The 20235-nt window shown below is 69.8% G+C and carries 16 protein-coding genes and 1 tRNA gene; 9 read left to right on the forward strand and 8 right to left on the reverse strand.

The annotated features are described in order from the left end of the window. Positions 1–35 precede the first annotated feature (35 nt). Together ACFS27_RS26405 and qcrB are read left to right on the forward strand one after the other, a co-directional pair. Complete coding sequence (locus tag ACFS27_RS26405; protein ID WP_377189890.1) at positions 36–1430, forward strand: NAD(P)/FAD-dependent oxidoreductase; 1395 nt, start codon at positions 36–38, stop codon at positions 1428–1430. After that, positions 1420–3105 carry a cytochrome bc1 complex cytochrome b subunit gene (gene qcrB / locus ACFS27_RS26410; RefSeq protein ID WP_377189893.1) on the forward strand — a complete coding sequence of 562 codons (1686 nt, stop codon included), beginning with the start codon at positions 1420–1422 and terminating at the stop codon, positions 3103–3105. The genes ACFS27_RS26405 and qcrB overlap by 11 nt, the downstream gene beginning before the upstream one ends. Before the next feature lie 407 nt (positions 3106–3512). Here qcrB and ACFS27_RS26415 read toward each other — a convergent pair whose 3' ends face one another. Then, positions 3513–4076: an NADPH-dependent FMN reductase gene (locus tag ACFS27_RS26415; protein ID WP_377189896.1), complete on the reverse strand. Its 564-nt coding sequence runs from the start codon at positions 4074–4076 to the stop codon at positions 3513–3515. A 162-nt stretch (positions 4077–4238) separates the two neighbouring features. Between ACFS27_RS26415 and ACFS27_RS26420 the strand changes: the two genes are divergently transcribed. The 3 genes from ACFS27_RS26420 to ACFS27_RS26430 all read left to right on the forward strand — a co-directional run bounded on the left by ACFS27_RS26420 (position 4239) and on the right by ACFS27_RS26430 (position 6682). Further along, a complete protein-coding gene (locus ACFS27_RS26420; protein WP_377191194.1) occupies positions 4239–5144 on the forward strand; it encodes an AraC family transcriptional regulator in 906 nt (301 codons plus the stop codon). Positions 5145–5318: 174 nt separating this feature from the next. Next, entirely contained in the window at positions 5319–5465 is a 147-nt protein-coding gene (locus ACFS27_RS26425; RefSeq protein ID WP_377189899.1) for a hypothetical protein, read from the forward strand. Then, entirely contained in the window at positions 5462–6682 is a 1221-nt protein-coding gene (locus ACFS27_RS26430; RefSeq protein WP_377189901.1) for an NAD(P)/FAD-dependent oxidoreductase, read from the forward strand. Before ACFS27_RS26425 ends, ACFS27_RS26430 begins: the two co-directional genes overlap by 4 nt. Before the next feature lie 139 nt (positions 6683–6821). Here ACFS27_RS26430 and ACFS27_RS26435 read toward each other — a convergent pair. Continuing rightward, positions 6822–6895: transfer RNA gene (locus tag ACFS27_RS26435), tRNA-Met, on the reverse strand. Between the two features lie 111 nt (positions 6896–7006). On the opposite strand from ACFS27_RS26435, the gene ACFS27_RS26440 reads away from it, so the two are divergent. Continuing rightward, positions 7007–7822, forward strand: a complete 816-nt coding sequence (locus ACFS27_RS26440) for a nicotianamine synthase family protein (RefSeq protein ID WP_377189904.1) — start codon at positions 7007–7009, stop codon at positions 7820–7822. A gap of 105 nt (positions 7823–7927) precedes the next feature. On the opposite strand, the gene ACFS27_RS26445 is transcribed toward ACFS27_RS26440, so the two are convergent. Both ACFS27_RS26445 and ACFS27_RS26450 read right to left on the reverse strand, forming a co-directional pair. Next, entirely contained in the window at positions 7928–10960 is a 3033-nt protein-coding gene (locus tag ACFS27_RS26445; protein WP_377189907.1) for a UPF0182 family membrane protein, read from the reverse strand. 134 nt (positions 10961–11094) lie between these two features. Continuing rightward, the gene (locus ACFS27_RS26450) at positions 11095–12192 is read right to left on the reverse strand and encodes a YlbL family protein (RefSeq protein WP_377191196.1); all 1098 of its coding nucleotides are present in this window, start codon (positions 12190–12192) and stop codon (positions 11095–11097) included. A 173-nt stretch (positions 12193–12365) separates the two neighbouring features. On the opposite strand from ACFS27_RS26450, the gene ACFS27_RS26455 reads away from it, so the two are divergent. Further along, a complete protein-coding gene (locus tag ACFS27_RS26455) occupies positions 12366–12908 on the forward strand; it encodes a SprT-like domain-containing protein (RefSeq protein WP_377189909.1) in 543 nt (180 codons plus the stop codon). Between the two features lie 129 nt (positions 12909–13037). On the opposite strand, the gene ACFS27_RS26460 is transcribed toward ACFS27_RS26455, so the two are convergent. After that, positions 13038–14579 (reverse strand): zinc-dependent metalloprotease, encoded by a 1542-nt coding sequence (locus ACFS27_RS26460; protein ID WP_377189911.1) that lies wholly within the window; start codon positions 14577–14579, stop codon positions 13038–13040. 152 nt (positions 14580–14731) lie between these two features. Between ACFS27_RS26460 and ACFS27_RS26465 the strand changes: the two genes are divergently transcribed. Continuing rightward, positions 14732–15787: a ThiF family adenylyltransferase gene (locus tag ACFS27_RS26465; RefSeq protein ID WP_377189913.1), complete on the forward strand. Its 1056-nt coding sequence runs from the start codon at positions 14732–14734 to the stop codon at positions 15785–15787. Between the two features lie 124 nt (positions 15788–15911). On the opposite strand, the gene ACFS27_RS26470 is transcribed toward ACFS27_RS26465, so the two are convergent. After that, on the reverse strand, positions 15912–16277 hold the full coding sequence (locus tag ACFS27_RS26470) for a WhiB family transcriptional regulator (RefSeq protein ID WP_377189916.1): 366 nt from the start codon (positions 16275–16277) through the stop codon (positions 15912–15914). A 563-nt stretch (positions 16278–16840) separates the two neighbouring features. Then, entirely contained in the window at positions 16841–18865 is a 2025-nt protein-coding gene (locus tag ACFS27_RS26475) for an ATP-dependent helicase (protein WP_377189919.1), read from the reverse strand. A gap of 88 nt (positions 18866–18953) precedes the next feature. Here ACFS27_RS26475 and ACFS27_RS26480 point away from each other — a divergent pair, with 88 nt between their 5' ends. Further along, entirely contained in the window at positions 18954–19223 is a 270-nt protein-coding gene (locus ACFS27_RS26480; protein WP_377189922.1) for a mycoredoxin, read from the forward strand. A gap of 117 nt (positions 19224–19340) precedes the next feature. Here the strand turns inward: ACFS27_RS26480 and nudC are convergent, their stop codons facing one another. After that, the gene (nudC, locus tag ACFS27_RS26485) at positions 19341–20234 is read right to left on the reverse strand and encodes an NAD(+) diphosphatase (protein WP_377189924.1); all 894 of its coding nucleotides are present in this window, start codon (positions 20232–20234) and stop codon (positions 19341–19343) included. Position 20235 lies beyond the last annotated feature (1 nt).

Here is a 20235-nt window from a genome sequence, read left to right on the forward strand (position 1 = left end):
GGCGGTCTACCTGATGAGAGCAACTGGAGGCTGACATGCGAATTCTCATCATCGGCGGCGGGTACGCAGGGTTCTACACGGCGTGGCGGCTGGAGAAGCGGCTACGTCCGGGCGAGGCGGAGGTCACCGTCGTCGACCCCCGCGGGTACATGACCTACCAACCGTTCCTGCCCGAGGTCACGGCAGGGTCGGTCGAGGCGCGGCACGTGATCGTCTCCCTACGCAGTCACCTGCGTACCACTCGCATGATCGCCGGGCACGCCACCGCCGTCGACCACGCCCACCGGACCGCCACCGTCCGGACGAACGCCGGTTCCATGCTGTCCATCGGGTACGACATGCTCGTGATCACCGCGGGCGCTGTGACACGCCGGTTGCCGATCCCCGGGGTAGCCGAGGAAGCCATCGGCCTCAAGCAGGTCGAGGAGGCTGTCGCGATCCGCGACCGGCTCCTGGCCGCGTTCGACGAGGCTGCCGCGCTCCCGCCGGGCCCTGAGCGCACCCGCTTGCTGACCGTCACCGTCGTCGGTGGTGGCTTCACCGGAGTCGAGACGTTCGGCGAGCTGCTCTCCCTGGCGACCTCGCTCCTGCGTTCCTACCCCGAGATCACCTTCCCGGACCTCTCGTTCCATCTTGTCGAGGCGCAGGCACGGATCCTGCCCGAGGTCACCGACGGGCCCGGACGCTGGGTCGTCCGCCATCTCGAGCAGCGTGGTGCTCAGGTGCACACCGAGGCACGAGTCACCTCCGCACGAGGCGGCCGCATCGAGCTGTCCACCGGGGAAGCTTTCGACACCAACCTGCTGATCTGGTCCGCGGGCAACGGGAGCAATCCCGTGATCGCCCAGCACACCGACCTACCCGTGGACGACCGGGGCCTGCTGCGTGTCCGCGCCGACCTGCGCGTCGGTACCGACGAGACACCCGTACCGGACGCCTGGGCCGCCGGCGACAACGCGGCCGTCCCGGACCTTGCCTCCACCGCTCCCGGGGCGTTGACCGTACCCAACGCCCAGCACGCCGTCCGGCAGGGCAAGCACCTGGCCGCCAACGTCGTCGCACACCTGCGGGGCAAGACGGTGCGCCCCTACGTCCATCACAGTCTCGGCACCGTCGCGACCCTTGGCATGGGCAAGGGCATCTTCCAGTACCGCCGGCTGGTGATCAGGGGCCCGTTGGCGTGGTTGATGCACCGCGGCTACCACGTCCTGGCCATCCCCACCTGGGAACGCAAGCTGCGCGTCCTGCTCGTCTGGATCAGCGCCGTGCTGTTCGGGCGGGACATCGTTGCCCTGCCCGGCGTGGAGCGGCCTCGGGCCGCGTTCCTGGCTGCCGGCGACCCCGACCTGATCCAGTCCTCGCGTGGACCCATCGGGTCCGAGACCGGCACCGGTGCGCGTGAGCTGATCGGAGCCGGCCATGCCCGTTGACCGCCGCCACCGCACCACCGCACGCCACCGCGCCAAGGTGTTCGTCGCGCAGGTCGACCGGAGACTGCGCCGGACGCTCGGGCAGCAGCGTGTCCACCTGCACTGGGCGAACCTGTTCGGCGTCGTGTCGGTCGCCTGCATGCTGGTCCTCGCGATCACCGGCATCCTGCTGACGTTCACCTACACCCCGTCGAGCGAGCTGGTCACCTACGACGGGCCGCATCAGCCGCTTGTCGGGACCCGGGTCAGCAAAGCCTTCGACTCCACGATGGAGATCTCGTTCGAGCAGGCCGGCGGCATGCTGATTCGCCAGACCCACCACTGGGCAGCGCTCGTCCTGCCCGCCGCGATGATCGTGCAGATCCTGGCCCTGTTCTTCACCGGAGCATTCCGTCGCCCACGGCGTGCAAGCTGGGTGCTGCTGACGCTCGCGTTCATCGCGGTCCTCCTGGCCGGCTGGAGCGGGTACGCCCTGCCTGACGACATGCTGTCGGGAACCGGGCTACGCATCGTCGAAGGCGTCATGCTCGGCATCCCTGTGATCGGCACCTGGCTCGTGTCCTGGATGTTCGGCGGCCGGTTCCCCGGCGAGATCATCGAGAACCTCTACCCGGTCCACGTAGTGATCGCCCCGATCCTGGTCGTCGTCCTGCTCCTGGTCCGAGCCCGGCTCGGATATCGGCACGGGTCGCCCGGGCCCGCAGGCACAGGGACCGCGATCCAGCCCGCGCTCGGCCTACGGTTGTGGCCCGACGCCGTAGTACGCGCCGCCGGAATGACAGCGATCACCAGCGCCGTCCTGGTGCTGCTCGGCGCCACCTCCACCATCAGCCCCATCTGGGCCTACGGCCCCACCGCCGCCGGAGATGTCGGCGCCGGCAGCCAACCCGACTGGTACATCGGGTTCCTCGACGGTGCACTGCGTCTCGTCCCGGTCGGCTGGGAGACCGAATGGTTCGGCTGGACGTGGACCTTCGCCATCCTTGCCCCGCTCGCCATCATCGGCGTCTACTTCGTCCTGGTCATCGTCTACCCGTTCCTCGAGTCCTGGATCACGAACGACACCACCGAGCACCACGTGCTCGACCGGCCCCGGAACGTCCCGGCCCGCACCGGGATCGGCGTGGCCGGCGCGCTCTTCTACGGGATCCTGTGGGGCGCGGCGAGCGCCGACATCGTCTCGACAGAGTTCAGCATCAGCTTCGAGACGATCATCACGACGCTCCAGGTGGCACTGATCGTCGGCCCGGCCCTCGCGTTCGAGGTCACGCGCCGGATCTGCGTGGGGCTGCAACGCAAGGACCGTGAGGTCCTGCTGCACGGGCACGAGACCGGACGGATCGTGCGGATGCCGAACGGCGGCTACGTCGAGGTCCACCAGCCGGCCGACGCCGCCGAACGCGCCCGCCTAGCCGTGGTCCCTGACCCCACCAGGCCCGCACGACCCGACCAGGACGGCCGTCTGACCGGCAGCGAGCGGCTGCGTGGCGTCCTTGCGAGGCAGTTCGGGACCGGGCGGGTCTCGATCGCACCACCCCAGGCAGAACTGCCACCAGGCGAAGACCAGTCACCCGCACAGGACGTCAGTGGGCCCCAGATGATCGTCCCGCCCACGGCCAAGGACTCACCCACCGAGCATGCACACACCACGGACGGCGTCGCGCGCCGGCCCTGATCGCCCTCGATGACCGCCGCAGGTCCGAGGCGGCGTCGACGAGCAACGGCCGTCGGGTGGATCGCCCGCCGACCGGGACGGAGCGCCGAGGATCTCACGGCACTGCATCCACGAGTCGACAACGATCTGCTCGCCAGTGGTCGCGACACGGTGAGCATGAACGACCTGATGGTGCGCGCAACCGCATTTGCCTTGCGTTCCATTCCCGACGTGAACATCTGGTGATCGCCATGAAACCTTCCGCACCGACAATGCCGAGCATCCGGTGGCGCACGACCATTGTCGTGGAGCTGTCGCCTCGGTATCAAACCCCCGGACTCGACGAACAAGCCGGGCCGCCGAGATTGTCGGCGAGCCCGGCCTGTGGTCCCGGGTCATCGTCCCCGGGTGGCGGATCGTGCTTTCGTTCAGGCCGGAGCCCGCACGTCGCGGAGCGCCTCGCCCCACGACACGAGATCAGTCAGCATGGCCGACATCATGGGCTCGTGCTTGGCCCGGGGAGCGAATCCCGTGTGGTCCTGGAAGTCGTCCGCCAGGGTGAGTGCGACCTGGGGACCGACCGTAGCCACCCGCACCATCGACAGGACGCCGCGCATGTGCTCTACCGAGCGCACGCCGCCATCGGAGCCGTAGCCGACGAACCCGGCCGCCTTGTTGTTCCACTCGGTGTAGAGGTAGTCGATCGCGTTCTTCAGCGAGGCCGGGATCCCGCGGTTGTACTCGGGCGTGACGAAGACAAAGCCATCGAACCCCGCGATCTGCTCCGCCCACCTCACGGTGTGCGGCTTGGTGCCCGCCGCCATCATCGGCACAGCCGTCTCGTCGAGGATCGGCAGGGCGAAGTCCTCGAGGTCGACGAGCCTGAACTCTGCCCCGCCGTGGTCCAACGCCTTCTTGTACACCCACTCCCCGACTCCTCGACCCACGCGTCCGGGACGGGTAGATCCGATGATGATTCCGATTGTGAGCATTTCCATCCTCCATTCGTGCAGGTGCTTTGACTCATTAAGGATGTGCGATGCCGGGGGCGCCGGTCGATGCCTGAAAATCCCGTCGTGATGCGTAATCGTCTTCGCTTGCCAAACGAAATGCCGAGGCTCGAAATGGACGTTCTCACTCAGATGGTCGCTGCCATGACGACCGGAAGGCCGCGGTCCTTCCTGGTCGAGGGACACCCGCCCTGGGGCCGGCGCTTTTCCTCAGCGCCCGGGGCAGGAGTACACGTGATGCTCGAGGGCCGCACGACGCTGCTCCCACCAGGAGGCGAGCCCGTGCGCCTTGATGTCGGCGACGTACTCCTTCTTCCGCGCGGCGCCGGGCACGGTCTGGCCAGCGGTCCAGACGTGCCACTGATCGATGTGGAGCATCCCGGCCAGCGCTACGTCTCCGGCCCGGTGACCATCGGACCGGACCGACTGTCCGCGCATGGTCCCCGTTCTCGCATGCTCTGCGGAACCTACCGCCTCGACACGTCCCGGCAGGCCCCGCTCCTGCGCCGGCTGCCGGCATCGGTCGTCCTGGAGACAGGCGCTGGGCGTCACCCCGAACTGTCAGCAGTCGTCGCTCTGCTGGTCCGCGAACTCACACAATCTGCGCCCGGTGGGCCTCTGGCCGTCGGGTCGCTGCTCGACCTTCTCCTTGTCGAGACGTTGCGAGCATGGTTCCGCCAGCACCCCTACGAGAACTGGGCGGCCGAGCCGTCGGACCCGCTGATCACGGACGCACTGCGGCATCTGCACGACTACCCACAACGCTCGTGGACCGTCGCGGAGCTGGCGGAAGCAGTCGGGCTGTCTCGTGCGGCGTTCGCCCGCCGATTCACCGACCGGGTCGGGCAGCCACCCCTCGCCTATCTCACCTCCTGGCGCATGTCGATGGCCAGCAGACTGCTCAGAGACGAGAACCGCGTGCTCGCGGACATCGCACACTCGGTCGGATACTCCTCGTCCTACGCGTTCTCAAACGCCTTCAAGCGTGTGCACGGCGTTGCGCCAGGTACCTACCGGCAGAACTCGGCGATCTATGCACGGCCGAGCTGAGGTGCCGGTCAGGCTCCGACCAATCTCGGCACCACGTACTTCCGCAGCCATCAGCGTTGTGTCACGAATCGGGGGTCCTGTGTGGTCTCCCCAGTGAGCCACAGCCGTCGCGGGCACCGAAGGGGCCTCGCTGCCCCGGCCTGCGAAAGCTCAGAGAGCAAGGAGCCCCGAACAGTGACATGGATCGTCCGCATCCCGTTGACGCTGTCGTCGATCGACGAGCTCGCCGTAGGCGGGTGGAAAGCCGTCTCGCCATCGACGTTCTTCACGCACTTCCCCACCGATGAGGCCTCGCCCGTCACGACGGCGGCCCACGCATGAGCGCCGCGAGCACCGCGCGCGGCGCCCCTCTGGTCAGGGTGCTGGTCCTGGGCGGCGGATACAGCGGGATCATGGCAGCCAACAGGCTCGCCGGGAAGGTCGGCAAGCGGGTCTCGATCACGATGATCAGCCCGAACGACTCGTTCGTCGAACGCATCCGCCTGCACGAGGTCGCCGCACGACACGACACGGAGACCGCCTCCCGGTGGGCGCTGCGCGACCTGGTGCACCACGACGTACGTCTTCGCACCGGCACGGTGACACGGATCGACCCGGACGCCCGCGTGGTGCACGCGCACGACTCCATAGCCAACGAGCCGTGGTCCGAGTCGTATGACCGCCTCGTCTACGCGGTCGGTAGCGGTACTGCGGTCACGGCTGTCCCGGGATCGGAAAGCTACGCCCACTCGATCACCAACCTTGCCGCAGCCCGTGACCTGCGTGCCAGGTTGGACGACCTGTCAGACAGCGGCTCGGTGCTGATCGTCGGCGGTGGGACCACGGCAATCGAGCTCTCCACGGAGCTCGCAGTGGCCCGGCCGCACCTGCGCCTGCGCCTGGTCACCTCTGGACTCGTCGGCCCGACCCTGTCGGAGCGAGGACGCGACTACCTCCGTAGATCCCGGGCGTTTGCCGGCATCGAGCTGCACGAGAACACTCGCGTCGCCGAGGTGACCCAGGAGGGTGTCGTCACGCAGGACGGCCGAACGATCCAAGCCGACTGCGTGGTGTGGGCGGCGTCGTTCGCCGTGCCCTCACTTGCCCGAGACAGTGGCCTCGACGTGGACAGGGCCGGGCGGCTCGTCGTCGACGACACCATGCGCTCCACGATCGATCCCGAGATCCTCGGCGCCGGCGACGGGTGCGTCATCACGTCGCCCAGCAACAGTCACCTGCGCATGGCGTGCGCGACCGCGGCGCCCCAGGGCGCCCATGCCGCTGCCACCATCGTCGCCGAGATCACCGGCCGACCGGCGCCATCGTTCCGGCTTGCCTACCTGGTCATCGCGATGAGCCTCGGACCCGACGACGGCCTTGTCCAGCGCACCCGACCGGACGACACCGCCAGCGACGCCGTCATCACCGGGAGGCTGGGAGCCTGGTTCAACGAGCTCAACAACAGGTACGCCCGCCAGATCCTCGCGTGGGAGCGGCAGCGCGCCGGTGCATACCACTGGGCCAAGCCACCCAAGCGGCAGGCAGAACGGGTCGGATGAGCACACAGCCCGCGGTGCTTGGCATCGTCGACCTCGCTCGCGACTACCAGCCACGCGGCGCCAGACCCCGGACATGACAATGGCCCGAACCCATATTTCATGGGTTCGGGCCATTCCGATGTCTTGCGACATCTACTTGTAGCGGGGGCAGGATTTGAACCTGCGACCTCTGGGTTATGAGCCCAGCGAGCTACCGAACTGCTCCACCCCGCGGCGGTAACCCCTACTTTACGCACGCCCGGGGGCTGAGTGCAAACCGGGTCGGGCGGTAGAGATGCAGGTCACAAGCGATCGAACCGATCCGGCCGTGGAACGATCGTACTCATGACGACGGAGCTGAGCGATACCACCCTGACCGCCGACAGGATCGTCCACCTCACCGACCAGCTGTCCGCCCTTTCCCACCTGCGGCCGGACCCACGCACGAACGCACTCTTCGGCGATCTGGTGCAGGCGATCCTCTCGGCGCCCGACCGCCAGTCCCGCGAGATCCTGGCGCACCCGGGGGTCGACGACCGCCGGGGCGCCATCCGGGACCTCTCCGCGCGCGGCGAGACCGCACTCGAGCACGCCTGGGCCGAGCACATCGCCACCGCGCACGACCCGGTGGCCACGCTGGCCACGTTCCCGTACCTCGACAACTATGACCGGCTCACGGCCCTCGAGGCGCGGCTCCTCGTCCACGCGGGCGGCACGCCGAAGTCGGTGGCGGTGCTCGGCTGCGGACCACTCCCCCTGAGCACCCTTGGCTACGCCGACGCGCTGAGCTGCCCCGTCGTCGGCCTGGACCGGGATCCCACGGCAGTCGCGCTGGCCCGACGCGTCGCCGCCCGGATCGGGCCCACCGCGGTGCGGTTCGAGGAGGCCGACGCCGCCGACGTCGGCCTCACGGGATACGACGCCGTGGTGCTCGCGGCACTGGTCGGCGAGACGCCGTCGGCCAAGGCCGCGATCCTGCACCAGGTGGCCGGCGCCATGCGGCCCGGCGCCATGCTGCTCGCGCGGAGCGCGCGCGGCCTGCGCACCCTCCTGTACCCACCGGTGGACCTCGGCGCGATGCAGGGCTTCGAGGTGCTGGAGGTCGTGCACCCCACTGACGACGTCATCAACTCGGTCGTGGTGGCCCGCAGGCGCGCCTGAACGCGGTCGTCGGCCGGCACGTTCCTCGTACGACAAGGCTCCCCGGTGCGAACACCGGGGAGCCTTGTCTGACATGTACCGCGCGCTCAGCGCACGACGGGCGAGCTAGCCCGCCGAGCCGCCCTGCGCCTGCTCGGCCGCGATCGCGTCCTCCAGCGCCTGCTGGAGACGGTCCTGCGCCTCGCCGTAGGCGGCCCAGTCACCCTCCCGCTGGGCGGCGTTGGCGTCCTCCATGGCGGTAGCCGCCTCCTGCAGCGCGGCGTCCAGCTCCGTGGACCCCGTGTCGCCCGGCTCTTCCGTCGCCGGCTCGGAGGGCGCACCTGACGGCTCCGTGCCCGGGTCGGTACCCGGCTCCGTGCCCGCCTCGCCGTCGGGCGGGGTGATCGGCGCCTGATCCTCTGCCGTGCCCGCGTCACCGGCCTCGATGCCCGAGTCTCCACCGAACACCTGGTCCAGGGCCTCGTCGAGAGTGTCGGCGAAGCCGATGTTGTCACCGAAGGCCACCAGCACCTTGCGCAGCAGCGGGAACTGCGTGCCACCGGTCGACTGGATGTACACCGGCTGCACGTACAGCAGACCACCGCCGACCGGCAGGGTGAGCTGGTTGCCGCGCCGCACCGTGGAGGCACCGATCTGCAGGATGTTCAGCTGCTCGGAGATCGTCGGGTTCGAGTCGAAGTTGTTCTGCACCTGGCCGGGGCCCGGCACCGTCGTATCTCGTGGCAGCTCCAGCAGGCGTAGCTTGCCGTAGTCCTCGGCCACCTCGCCGTCCTTGTTGCCCGCATCGGCGTCCGCGGCGAGGAAGCCGGTGAGCACCTCACGGTCCGTGTTACCGCCGGGGATGAAGGTGGACGTCAACGAGAACGCCGACTCCTCCTGTCCAGGCATCTGCAGCGTCAGGTAGTACGGCGGCTGCAGCGGCGCGGTGGCCGCGTCCGAGGTGGGGTCCGTCGGGTTGTTCCAGAAGTCCTGGCCCGAGAAGAACTCCGCTGAGTCCGTCACGTGGTACTGGCTGAGCAGGGTGCGCTGCACCTTGAACAGGTCCTCCGGGTAGCGCACGTGGCTCATCAGGTCACCGGAGATCTCCTCCATCGGCTTGACCGACGTCGGGAAGACGTTGGTCCAAGCCTTGAGGATCGGGTCCTCGGCGTCCCACGCGTACAGGTCGACCGACCCGTCATAGGCGTCGACGGTCGCCTTCACCGAGTTGCGGATGTAGTTGACTTCTTCCGGCAGCTCGATGGGAGCGCCACCCTGCTGCTGGGTGAGCGTGTCCGCCACCGCCTCGTCGAGCGGTGTCGACGACGAGTACGGGAAGGCGTCGGTCGTGGTGTACGCGTCGACGATCCACTTCACGCGGCCGTCCACGACGGCCGGGTAGACCTTGTTGTCGAGCGTGAGCCACGGCGCGACCTTGCTGACGCGCTGCTGCGGGTCGCGGTCGTACAGGATCTGCGACTCGCTCGTCACGCGGTCGGAGAACAGGAGCTGCTCCTCGCCGAACTTCAGCGCGTACAGCAGCTTGCTCCCGAACGTACCGACATCCGGCCCGGCGTCACCGGTGAAGGTCGTGTTGACCTGACCACCGTTCTCCTGGTCGTCGGCCTGGTAGTCGAGCTCCCACGCCTCCGTGCCCTCAGGCGCCCCCACGATCGAGTAGGTGTCGGTGCTCGGGCTGAAGTAGATGCGCGGCTCGTACCCGTCCTCGATGTCGCTGATGGCTCCCTGCGACGGGATGCCACCCTCGAAGAAGGCCGGGCGTCCGTCCGGGCCCGGCTGCTCGCCGAACGCGGCCACGACGCCATAGCCGTGCGTGTACACGGTGTGGTCGTTGACCCAGTTGCGCTGGTCCTGACCCAGGCCGTCGAGGTTCAGCTCACGCACCGCGATCACGGTGTCGCGGGACTCGCCGTCGATCTCGTAGCGGTCCACCGACAGGGAGTCGTCGAAGTTGTAGTACTGCTTGTTCTGCTGCAGCTGGCGGAACGACGGCGACACGATCTGCGGGTCCAGCAGGCGGATCGACGCGGCGGTCTCGGCATCCGACCGCAGGGCGCCTTCCTGCGCCTCGGTCGTGGCGTCGTACTGTTCCTTCTCGACGTCGTCGATGCCGAACGCCGACAAGGTCGCGTCGATGTTGCGCTGGATGAACTCGCTCTCCAGCTCCTGCGCGTTCGGGTTCACCTGGAAACGCTGCACGACCGCGGGGTAGATACCGCCGATCGCGATGGCGGAGACCACCATGAGCCCGACGCCGATGGCCGGCAGGCGCCAGTCGCCGCGGAACGCGGTGACGATGAACAGCGCGGCGACGAAGATCGCGACGACCGTGAGGATCCCCTTGGCCGGGATCACCGCGTGCACGTCGGAGTACGAGGCACCGTCGAACCGGGCACCCGTGTTCGTCAGCAGCGAGTACCGGTCCAGCCAGTAGTTCGCGGCGATCAGCAGCAGACCCACCGCGCCGACGACGGCCAGGTGGATGCGGGCGGCAGAGGTCGTGCGAGGACCGCCGGCTGCCGCGGGGCCGACCCGGAGCCCGCCGTACAGGTAGTGCGTGATCAGCCCGGCGATACCGGCGATCACGACCACCGAGATGAGGAACCCGACGCTGAACCGCAGCATGGGCAGCGTGAAGACGAAGAACCCGAGGTCCATGTTGAACTCGGGGTCGGTCTCACCGAAGGACTCGCCGTTGAACGCCAGCAGCACCGTGCGCCACTGCGCCGACGCCGCGAGGCCAGCGAAGAAGCCGACGAGCACCGGTGCGGCGATCATCACGACCCGGCGCAACGGCTCGACGGCCTCGCGGTACTGGTCGAGCGTCGCCTGCTCGGGCGTGCTCGGCGCGTAGATGGGGCGGGACCGGTAGGCGGCGGTGAAGGACCAGAACACGGCGCCTGCCATGATCAGGAACCCGGCGGCGAACAGGGCTGCGCGTGTGCCCCACTCGGTCCAGATCACCCGGGAGAACCCGAGCTGCCCGAACCACATCACCTCGGTCCAGAACTGGGCTAGGAGAAGCAGCGCCGCGATGACGACGGCGACCGCGACTACCGCCACCCCCAGCGGACTGCGTCGTCGGGCTCGGGGGGCGCCGCCGCCGGAAGGGCGACGAGGTGCTGCGGCGAAGGACACGACTGCGTTACCTCACGTCATCAAATGGTTGGGCCGTACCAAGATGGAACGGCCGGGCTCTGCTCAAGGTTCCCAGCACAAGGTTCCCACATCCTCCAGATGTGCAACACACGGTCAACAGCAGCACCGGGAGGTCAGGAACACGTCGGGAGGTCGTCGCCCTCGCCGCGCCCGATCTGCTCGACGGCGTCACGGGCCTCGGCGAGGGTCGCCACCCGGACCACGTTGAGCCCGTCGGGCACGTTCCCCACCACCTGCGCACAGTTGTCCGCCGGGGCGAGGAACCAGCCGGCCTCGTCCCGGACGGCCCCGTACAGCTTCTGCTCGATGCCGCCGATGGGCCCCACCGTGCCCTCGGGGCTCATGGTCCCCGTACCGGCGATGACCTGCCCGTTCGCCTCGTCCTCCGGGGTGAGCTTGTCGATGATGCCGAGCGCGAACATCGTGCCGGCGCTCGGTCCGCCGATGTTCTCGATCTCGATCGAGACGTCCACCGGGAAGTCGTAGTGCGGGTCGATGAAGACGCCGAGGACCGCACGCTCCCCGTTGCCCGACGTGGTGATGTCGACATCCATCGAGCGCTTGCCGCGCTGCACGCCGAGCGTCACGTCGTCGCCGGGGCTCGTCTCGGCGAGCCCGTCGATGAGGTCCGCATAGGTGCCGACCGGCGCGCCCTGGAAGCCGGTGATGACGTCGCCCTCGCTGAGCTTTCCCTCGGCCCCGGAGCCCGGCTCCGTCCCTGCGACGTCGAGGACGGCCGGCACGTCGTAGCCCAGCTCGGTCAGTGCCGCCGCCGTCGCCGACTCCTGCGACGACACCATCTCGGCCTGGCTGACCTCCTGCTGCTGCTCCTTGGTGGTCGCCTCCGGGAAGATGGCCTCCACCGGGAGCACGGATCGCTGCGGGTCCAGCCAGCCCTGGATCACCTGCCCGGAGAGCATCGGGTAGCCCGGCCCGCCCAGCACGGAGACCGTCGTCAGGCGCAGCTCGCCCGTCGACTCGTACGTCCGGGCGCCGTCGATCTGGATGAGGTTGCTCTGCAGCGTGTCCTCGGTGGGCCCGGGCGAGCGCATCGCGTAGGGCGTAGGCACCACCAGCGCCACGGCGGCGAGCACGGCCGTGGCCAGCAGAGAAACGCCCAGCGTCACGGTGCGGCGCGTAATCGGTGCAACGGCCGGCGCGTCACCGAAGGGCGACGGCTCGGGCTGCGGGGCGTGCTGGAGGTCGCGCATATCGGTCACCGGCCCATCATTCCTCACTTGGCTGGAGGTTCGGTGAAAGCAGCCCGACGGCGACGTAGGCGCCTGCTCGCACCAGCCCAAGCACTACGCCGTCGGGCAAAGAATTTCCACTTGAACGGTGTGTTATAGCCCACGTCACGCCGATAACACGCTACGGTCGTGCCGTGGCCCACGACGCCCTGACGTCCGTGGAGGTGCGCCGGAGCCGCCGTCGCACCGCCACGGTGAGCGCATATCGCGACGGTGGACGAACCATCGTCGCCATTCCCGCGCGCTTCTCTCGGGCACAGGAACGAGAGTGGGTGGCCAAGATGGTAGCCCGGCTCGAGGACAAGGAACGGCGCCGCCGTCCGTCCGACCAAGAGCTGATGGACCGTGCCTGCGAGCTCTCCGTCAAGTACCTCGACGGCAGGGCCAAGCCGTCGAGCGTGCGCTGGTCGTCGAACCAGGGCCGGCGCTGGGGGTCGTGCACGCTGCTCGACGGATCCATCCGGATCTCCACCCGGGTCCAGGGCATGCCGTCGTGGGTGCTCGACTACGTGCTGCTGCACGAGCTGGCCCACCTGCTGCACGCGGGCCACGGCCCGGAGTTCTGGAAGATCCTTGAGGTCTACCCCAGGACCGACCGGGCGCGCGGCTTCCTGGAGGGTGCGTCGTTCGCGCAGGACGACCCCGGCCAGATCACCTCCGACGACGAGGACGAGTGACGAGTCGCGACGGGCGAGCCGCCGATACGACGGAGGCCGCTGCGCAGCTCTGACCGCCGCGCAACGGCCTCAGCCGATGGTGGGCGGCCGGCGCCCCTGCGGTGCAGACGGCGCTCGACACCGGCCGGGTCAGGCCTGTCCCTCGCCCTTCGCCCCGCCAGCAGGTCCGTCCTCGTCGGCAGGGCCGTCCTCTGCGGCAGGACCGTCCTCTGCGGCAGGGCCGTCCTCGTCGGCGGGCGTATCGCCGGAGCCCGTGTCGCCGGTGGGCCGGTCGTCGCCCACCGTCTCCTCGCCGAAGATCTCCTTCAGCGCCGCGTCCACGTCGGCGTGCTCGTTCTCCGCGGCCTCACGGCGGACCAGGTAGCCCGACGGGTCGTCGAGGTCCTGGGTACCGGGCAGCAGGTCTGGGTGGTCCCACACGGCGTCCCGCCCCGTGGTGCCCTGGGCACGCGCCACTATCGAGAACAGGGTCGCCGCGTCGCGTGACCGGCGCGGCCGCAGCTCCAGCCCGACCAGGGTCGAGAACGTCTGCTCGGCGGGCCCGCCGGCGGCGCGCCGGCGTCGGATCATCTCCCGCAGCGGGATGGCGTGCGGCAGGTGCGGCAGGGTGGCGACGGCGCTGACCTCGTCGACCCAGCCCTCCACCAGCGCGAGCGTGGTCTCCAGGTTGAGCAGCACGGCCTTCTGCTCGTCCGTGTTCTGCAGTCCGAACACCCCACCGGAGAGTGCGCTGCGCAGCGCGTCGGAGTCGGCGAGATCGATGTCTCGCACCTGCGACTCGAGCGCGTCGAGGTCGATGGTGATGCCGCGCGCATAGCGCTCCACGATCGACAGCAGGTGCGACCGGAGCCACGGGACGTGGGTGAACAGCCGGGCGTGGGCGGACTCGCGGACCGCCAGGAACTGCCGGACCTCCTCGATCGGAGCATCCAGCCCCTCCGCGAACGCGGTCACGTTGGTGGGCAGCAGCACGGTGTCAGGGCTGTCCAGCAGCGGCAGACCGACGTCGGTGGCGCCGAACACCTCGTGCGAGAGAGTGCCAGCGGCCTGGCCGACCTGCATGCCGAACACCGCCGAACCGAGCCGGCGCATCATCTGGGCCGGGTCGATCGAGCCGCCGAGGCCGTGCAGCACGCCGGCGGGCATCCCCGGGATGGCCTCCCCGTCGTCGATGCCTTCGGGGAGCTGGTCACGCAGCACGGTGGCCAGCGCGTCCGAGACGGAGGAGGCGACGGGCGCCGCCAGCTCGTTCCACACCGGCAGCGTGGCCTCGACCCACTCGGACCGGTTCCAGGCACGCCTGGTCCCGCCGGCGGGCGGCAGGTCCGTGACCGCGTCGAGCCAGAGCTCTGCCACGGCCAGCGCGTCCGTCGCGTCCTTTGCCTGCCTGCCCGTCAGGGACGGGTCGCCCTCGCTGACGGCCACCTGCCGGGCGACGTCGTGCGCGACGTCCGCGTTGACCGGCCCGGTGCCCTCGGCCGAGAGCATCTTCTGCACCTGGGCCAGCGCGTACTGCATCATCACCGGGTCGGGCGGTCCGCCGAGGGCGGTCGGGTCGATACCCCGCTCGCGCATCTCGGCCATCACTTCGTCTGCGCCGTCGCCGAGCATGGAGCGCAGCATCTCCTCCCACGACTGGGGAGTCTCGCCGGGCTGGTGCTGGTCGCTCATAGAGTCACCGTAACCGGGTCGGCAAGATCTGCGCCGTCCATTTGGCTCTGGGCGCACACGGGAACTTCCGGCTCCCGCGATGCTTTGGATATACCTCTGGAACTGTGGACGAGCGACCACGGCGACCGGCGCCGTCGGGCATCGTTGTGGGCATGAAGCCCCCACCCCTCCTCCGGCTGCGGCCGGGCACGCCGGTGCTCAGCCGCGGCGGCGGCCAGATGCAGTGCGGCTCCGACCCGCGCTGGTCGTTCGTCCTGTCGGGGCTCACCCCCGCAGAAGAGACGTGGCTGGAGGAGCTGGCCGAGCGCCGGCACGTGACGGTGGAGCAGTCTGCGGCACGGTGCGGTGTGCCCGCCGAACGGCGCGACGAGATCATGACCACCCTGGTCCGCGCGGGCGTGCTCGTCCCCGTGCAGGGCACCGTCGGTGCGGTGACCGCCCCGGCGGACGGCGCTGCCGACGCGACGGTGCTCGGCATGCTGCGTCCCGACGGCGCGGGCCTCGCGACCCTGGCCGACCGTGCGCAACGCATGGTCGGCGTGGTCGGTCTCGGGCGGCTGGGGACGGCCGTCGCCCTGCACCTGGCCACGGCCGGCGTCGGCAGGCTCCTTCTGCACGACCCCCTGCCGGTGCAGATCACCGACGTCGGGCTGGGTGGCCTGCGGACGGTCGACGTGGGGCAGACGCGCGACGCCGCTGTGCAATCGCTCCTGGCCGAGCGCTCACCACGCGTAGCCGTGCGGGTGGACGACAGCGGGGCCGGCGGCATCGGCCTGGACCCGACGGCTCTCGACGTCGTGGTGGTCACCGAGCCGCACGCCGCCCACCCCGCGCGGTACCAGCGGCTGCTCGGCCTCGGGGTGCCGCACCTGCCGGTGGTGGTGCGGGAGGCCGACGTGGTGGTGGGGCCGTTCGTCCGGCCGGGCCGGTCGGCGTGCGTGACCTGCGTGGATCTTGCTCATGCCGACGCCGACCGCGAGTGGCCGGCGCTGGCGACCCAGCTGCGCGAGACGGCGGAGCCGACGCACGAGGCGACGCTCGCCGCCGTGGCAGCGGCGACGGCCGCCGGCCAGGTGCTCGCCCAGCTGGACGGGCACCGGCCGGCGGCCGTCGGTGCGTGCCTGGAGATCTCGCTCCCGGCCGGGCTCCCCCGAGCCAGGCCGGCGGACCCGCACCCGCGCTGCGGCTGCGTGGTCCTGCCTGCCTGAGCCGGAGCGGAACCGCAGGCTCAGGCAGTACGAGTAGAGCCTGAGTCCCCCGTTGAGTGCTGGGTATCTGTTGGTTCAGGGCTGCTTGCCCGACACATACCCAGCACTCAACGCGGCGGCTTGGTCAGGCCGCGGTTGCGTTCTCCGACTTGCGGGGCCTGCCACGGCCACGCTTCCGAGCGACGACGGCGCCGTCGACGAAGACCTCGCCGCCCCAGACGCCCCAGGGCTCGTTGCGCTCGAGGGCACCGGCGAGGCAGCCCTCCACCAGCGGGCAGGTGCGGCACAGGGCCTTGGCCTGCTCCACCTGGGTGCTGTGCTCGGCGAACCACAGCTCCGGGTCGTTGGTACGGCACGGCAGCAGTGTGTCCATCAGCCGGTTGAACTCCGCCGAGTCCGAACCGGTCCCGCTCGTGGCGGGGTGTTGAGGCGGGTCCCAGGGGCCCGAGCCGCCCTGGGGAAGAGTGTCGAGGAGCGCAGTGAGGCGCACGGTTGTCTCCTGTGTCCTGTAAGGATGAACGTTTCGTCGGTGAACGTCTGGGGGAACAGGACCCCGGGCTAGATCTCTGCCGGCCGACCCCTGGCGGGGCCGGGTCTCCGGGCAAAAACTAAGGCCGCGGGTCCTAGGTGGACTCCGCGGCCTGGATGACTCGGTCGTTAGACCGGCGAGTCTCCTGGAGATGCGGAGTCGGGTGCGAGAGCGGACGGCTTGCTGCCTCCGCGGTGAGTGCGCGCGCGGAAGGACAGAGCTGCGCCGGTTGCCGGGACGTGCTTGTTGCCGAGCACGTACGCGCACACCTGCAGATCTGCCTGTGAAATCTGGTTCATCTCCAAGACACCCACCTCCTCACTCGAATCCGGGCCAGACCTTAAGGTCTCGCCCACTGCCGTCAGGGACATGTGAACACTATGCCGGGCCGCCGTGGCGAGCCAACTCTTTTTCCAAACTTTCTTGAGAAGTTTTTCGGACCGGTCGGGAGGGCTCGCTGGACTGCCATCCCGGACGAGCCGAAACCACTCGAAAGTTCCTCGTCCGACCGTCCGACGAGCCGCTCAGCGACTCGGCTCGGCCGGTGCGCTCGCCACGATCGCGAGGATCGTGGCGCCGTACTTGTCGATCTTCGCGGGACCGATCCCGTCCACGCGAGCCAGTTCGGCTATGGCCGAAGGTCGGATCTCCGCGATGGCCGCGAGCGTCGCGTCCGTGAGCACCGTGTAGGCGGGCTTGTCCGTCTCCCTGGCCACCTCGAGGCGCCAGTCGCGTAGGGCGTCGAAGAGCACGGCGTCGTGCACACCCGTCAGGAGCGCGCGCGCCCGGCCCTTCGGAACGCTGCGGACCCGCTGTGCGCGCGGCTCGTCCGGCCACAGGCCGTCGAGGAACCTCGTGCGCTTGCGCGTCGCCCGCCCGCCCGGGTTGCGCGCGCGGCCGAACGACAGCTCCAGGTGCTCGCGGGCGCGAGTGATCCCCACGTACAGCAGGCGACGTTCCTCGTGCACCGCGTCGTCGGTCTCCGCGAGCGAGATCGGCATGAGCCCCTCGCTCATACCGGCGAGGAAGACGGCGTCCCACTCCAGGCCCTTCGCCGCGTGCAGCGAGGCGAGCGTGACGCCCTCGACGGTCGGCGCGTGCTGCGCGGAGGCGCGCTCGTCGAGCTCTGCGACGAGCCCTGCGATCGTGGCCGGGGTATCCGGGGTCGCCGCGGCGGCCAGGTCGTCGGCGAGCGAGACGAGCGCCTGCATGGCGTCCCACCGCTCCCGGGCGGCGCCGCGTGCGGCGGGCGGCTGGTCGGCCCAGCCTGCGGTGGCGAGGACATCGCGCACCTGGTCGGGCATGGGCAGCTCCGGGTCGGCCGACCGGGCGGCACCGCGCAGCAGCAGGATCGCGTCGCGTACCTCCTTGCGCTGGAAGAACCGCTGCCCGCCACGCACCAGGTAGCCCACACCGGCGTCGGCGAACGCCGCCTCGAAGGCCTCCGACTGGGCGTTGGTGCGGTACAGCACCGCGATCTCGCTCGGCTTCACGCCCGACTGGATCAGACGCGCGGCCCGGGTGGCGACGCCCTTGGCCTCGGCCTCGTCGTCGTCATAGGCCGTGAAGGCGGCCGCGGGACCTGGGTCTCGCTGTGCGACGAGCTCCAGCGCCTGGTGGGCACCGCCCGCGCGGCCCGCCCGCTTGAGCACCTCGTTGGCGAGGTTCACCACCTGGGGCGTCGAGCGGTAGTCGCGCACGAGGCGGATCTCCTGCGCCTCCGGGTAGGTACGCCGGAACTCCAGCAGGTGGCGCGGCGAGGCGCCGGTGAAGGAGTAGATGGTCTGCGACGGGTCGCCCACCACGCAGAGCTCCTTGCGGCCGCCGAGCCACTGGTCAAGGAGGAACTGCTGCAGAGGCGACACGTCCTGGTATTCGTCCACGACGAAGCGCCGGTACTGCGAGCGCACCTCGTCCGCCACGTTCTTGTGGCTGTTCAGCATGTCCCCGAGCATGAGGAGCACGTCCTCGAAGTCGATGACCTCGCGTTCCGTCTTCACGTCCTCGTACGCCGTGATGAGACGCGACACCGTCTGCGCGTCGTAGCCCGACGGCGCCTCACGGCCGGTCGCGGACGCCGCCTTCTCGTAGTCGTCCGCCGTGATCAGCGAGACCTTCGCCCACTCCACCTCGCTGCTCAGGTCGCGGACGGCCACGCGGTCCACGCTGAGACCGAGCCGCCGTGCCGCCTCAGCGATGATCTGTGCCTTGTGCTCCTGCAGCCGGGGTGGGGCGCCGCCCACGACGCGCGGCCAGAAGTACCCGAGCTGGCGCAGCGCCGCGGAGTGGAACGTACGGGCCTGTACGCCCTGGACGCCGAGCTCACGCAGGCGGGTGCGCATCTCTCCGGCCGCGCGCGCCGTGAAGGTCACGGCCAGCACGCTGGTCGGCTTGTAGGCGCCGATGCGGACGCCGTACGCGATGCGGTGCGTGATGGCGCGCGTCTTGCCGGTACCCGCTCCGGCGAGCACCACCACCGGCCCGTTGAGGGCGAGGGCAACCTCGCGCTGCTCGGGGTCGAGGGCGGTCAGGATCGCGTCGGGGCTCATCGGTCCAGGATGATTCGAACCGGCGGCGGAGTTGGTCTGGGTGAGCATCGTCTGCGATTCTCGCAGCAACCACTGACAAGGAGTACAGATGTCCGAGTCGACCACGCTTGTCCCCGAGGACGGCACCGTCCTGATGTACTCGACCACCTGGTGCGGGTACTGCCGTCGGCTGCGTACGCAGCTCGACTCGGAGGGCATCGGCTACACCGTCATCGACATCGAGCAGCAGCCCGAGGCGGCCGCCTATGTGGAGCAGGTCAACGGCGGCAACCAGACGGTACCCACCGTGGTGTACCCGGACGGCTCCGCAGCGACGAACCCGAGCCTCGCGGCCGTGAAGCTCGCGCTGGCGAACTGATCCCAGAACCGGCCCCTGCCTGGTGATCGGTAGAACGTCAGATGGTCGGTAGAACGTCAGGTGATCGGTACCCCGGGGGTGCCGATCACCTGACGTTCTACCGACCATCTGACCCTGTCAGTCCTCCAGCCGGCCGCCGAACCACTCCTCGATCAGGGAACGCGCGATCGAGGCGCGCCCGGGCAGGCCGAGGTCACCGTCGGCCACCGCCGCGGCCACCTCGTCACGGGTGAACCAGTCGGCCTCGGCGATCTCGTCCTCCTGCCGCACCAGCCGCGTGGTGGACGCACGGGCGCGGAACCCGAGCATCAGGGACGCGGGCAACGGCCAGGACTGGCTGCCGCGGTACTCGACCGAGCCGGGGTCGACGACGACGGCCACCTCCTCCATGGTCTCGCGCACCACCGCCTGCTCAAGCCCTTCACCCGGCTCCACGAACCCCGCCAGCACCGACCGGCGGCCCGGTCCCCACTGCGTCCCGCGGGCCAGGAGCAGCCTGTCGTCCACGTCGGTGATGGCCATGATCACGGCGGGGTCCGTCCGCGGGAACTGGTTCGTGCCGTCGGCCGGGCAGTGCCGGACCCAGCCGCCCTGCGTCACCTCTGTCCTCGTGCCGCACCGAGGGCAGTGGGTGTGCACGGCGTGCCACTGGGACAGTGCGATGGCCTCGACCACGAGCCCCTGAGCCAGGTCGGGCTCGTCGATGGTGCGCAGGCCTGCCCACTCGACGTCGAGGTCCGGCTCCGCGTCGGCGTCGGCAAGGGCCGCCGCGAGGTAGGCGACGCCGTCGGCCTCCCCGAGGAAGAGGTACGTGCCGACGGCGAGGTGCGCGACGGCGTCGGGTGCGAACAGCGCGACCTGCTGGCCGGCCATCGCCGCTCGGTTCCCGCGTATCACCAGGACCCGGGTGCCCGGCTCCGTGAGGAGGCCGTCGACGAGGCCGGGCTCGGCGCGTCGGTGCGCGGCTCGGTAGTGGGCGGCACGGGCGAGGGGGAGGTCGAGAACTGGCACA

Origin of the sequence: Promicromonospora vindobonensis, from assembly GCF_042685865.1 — a bacterium.
Classification (GTDB): Bacteria; Actinomycetota; Actinomycetes; order Actinomycetales; family Cellulomonadaceae; genus Promicromonospora; species Promicromonospora vindobonensis.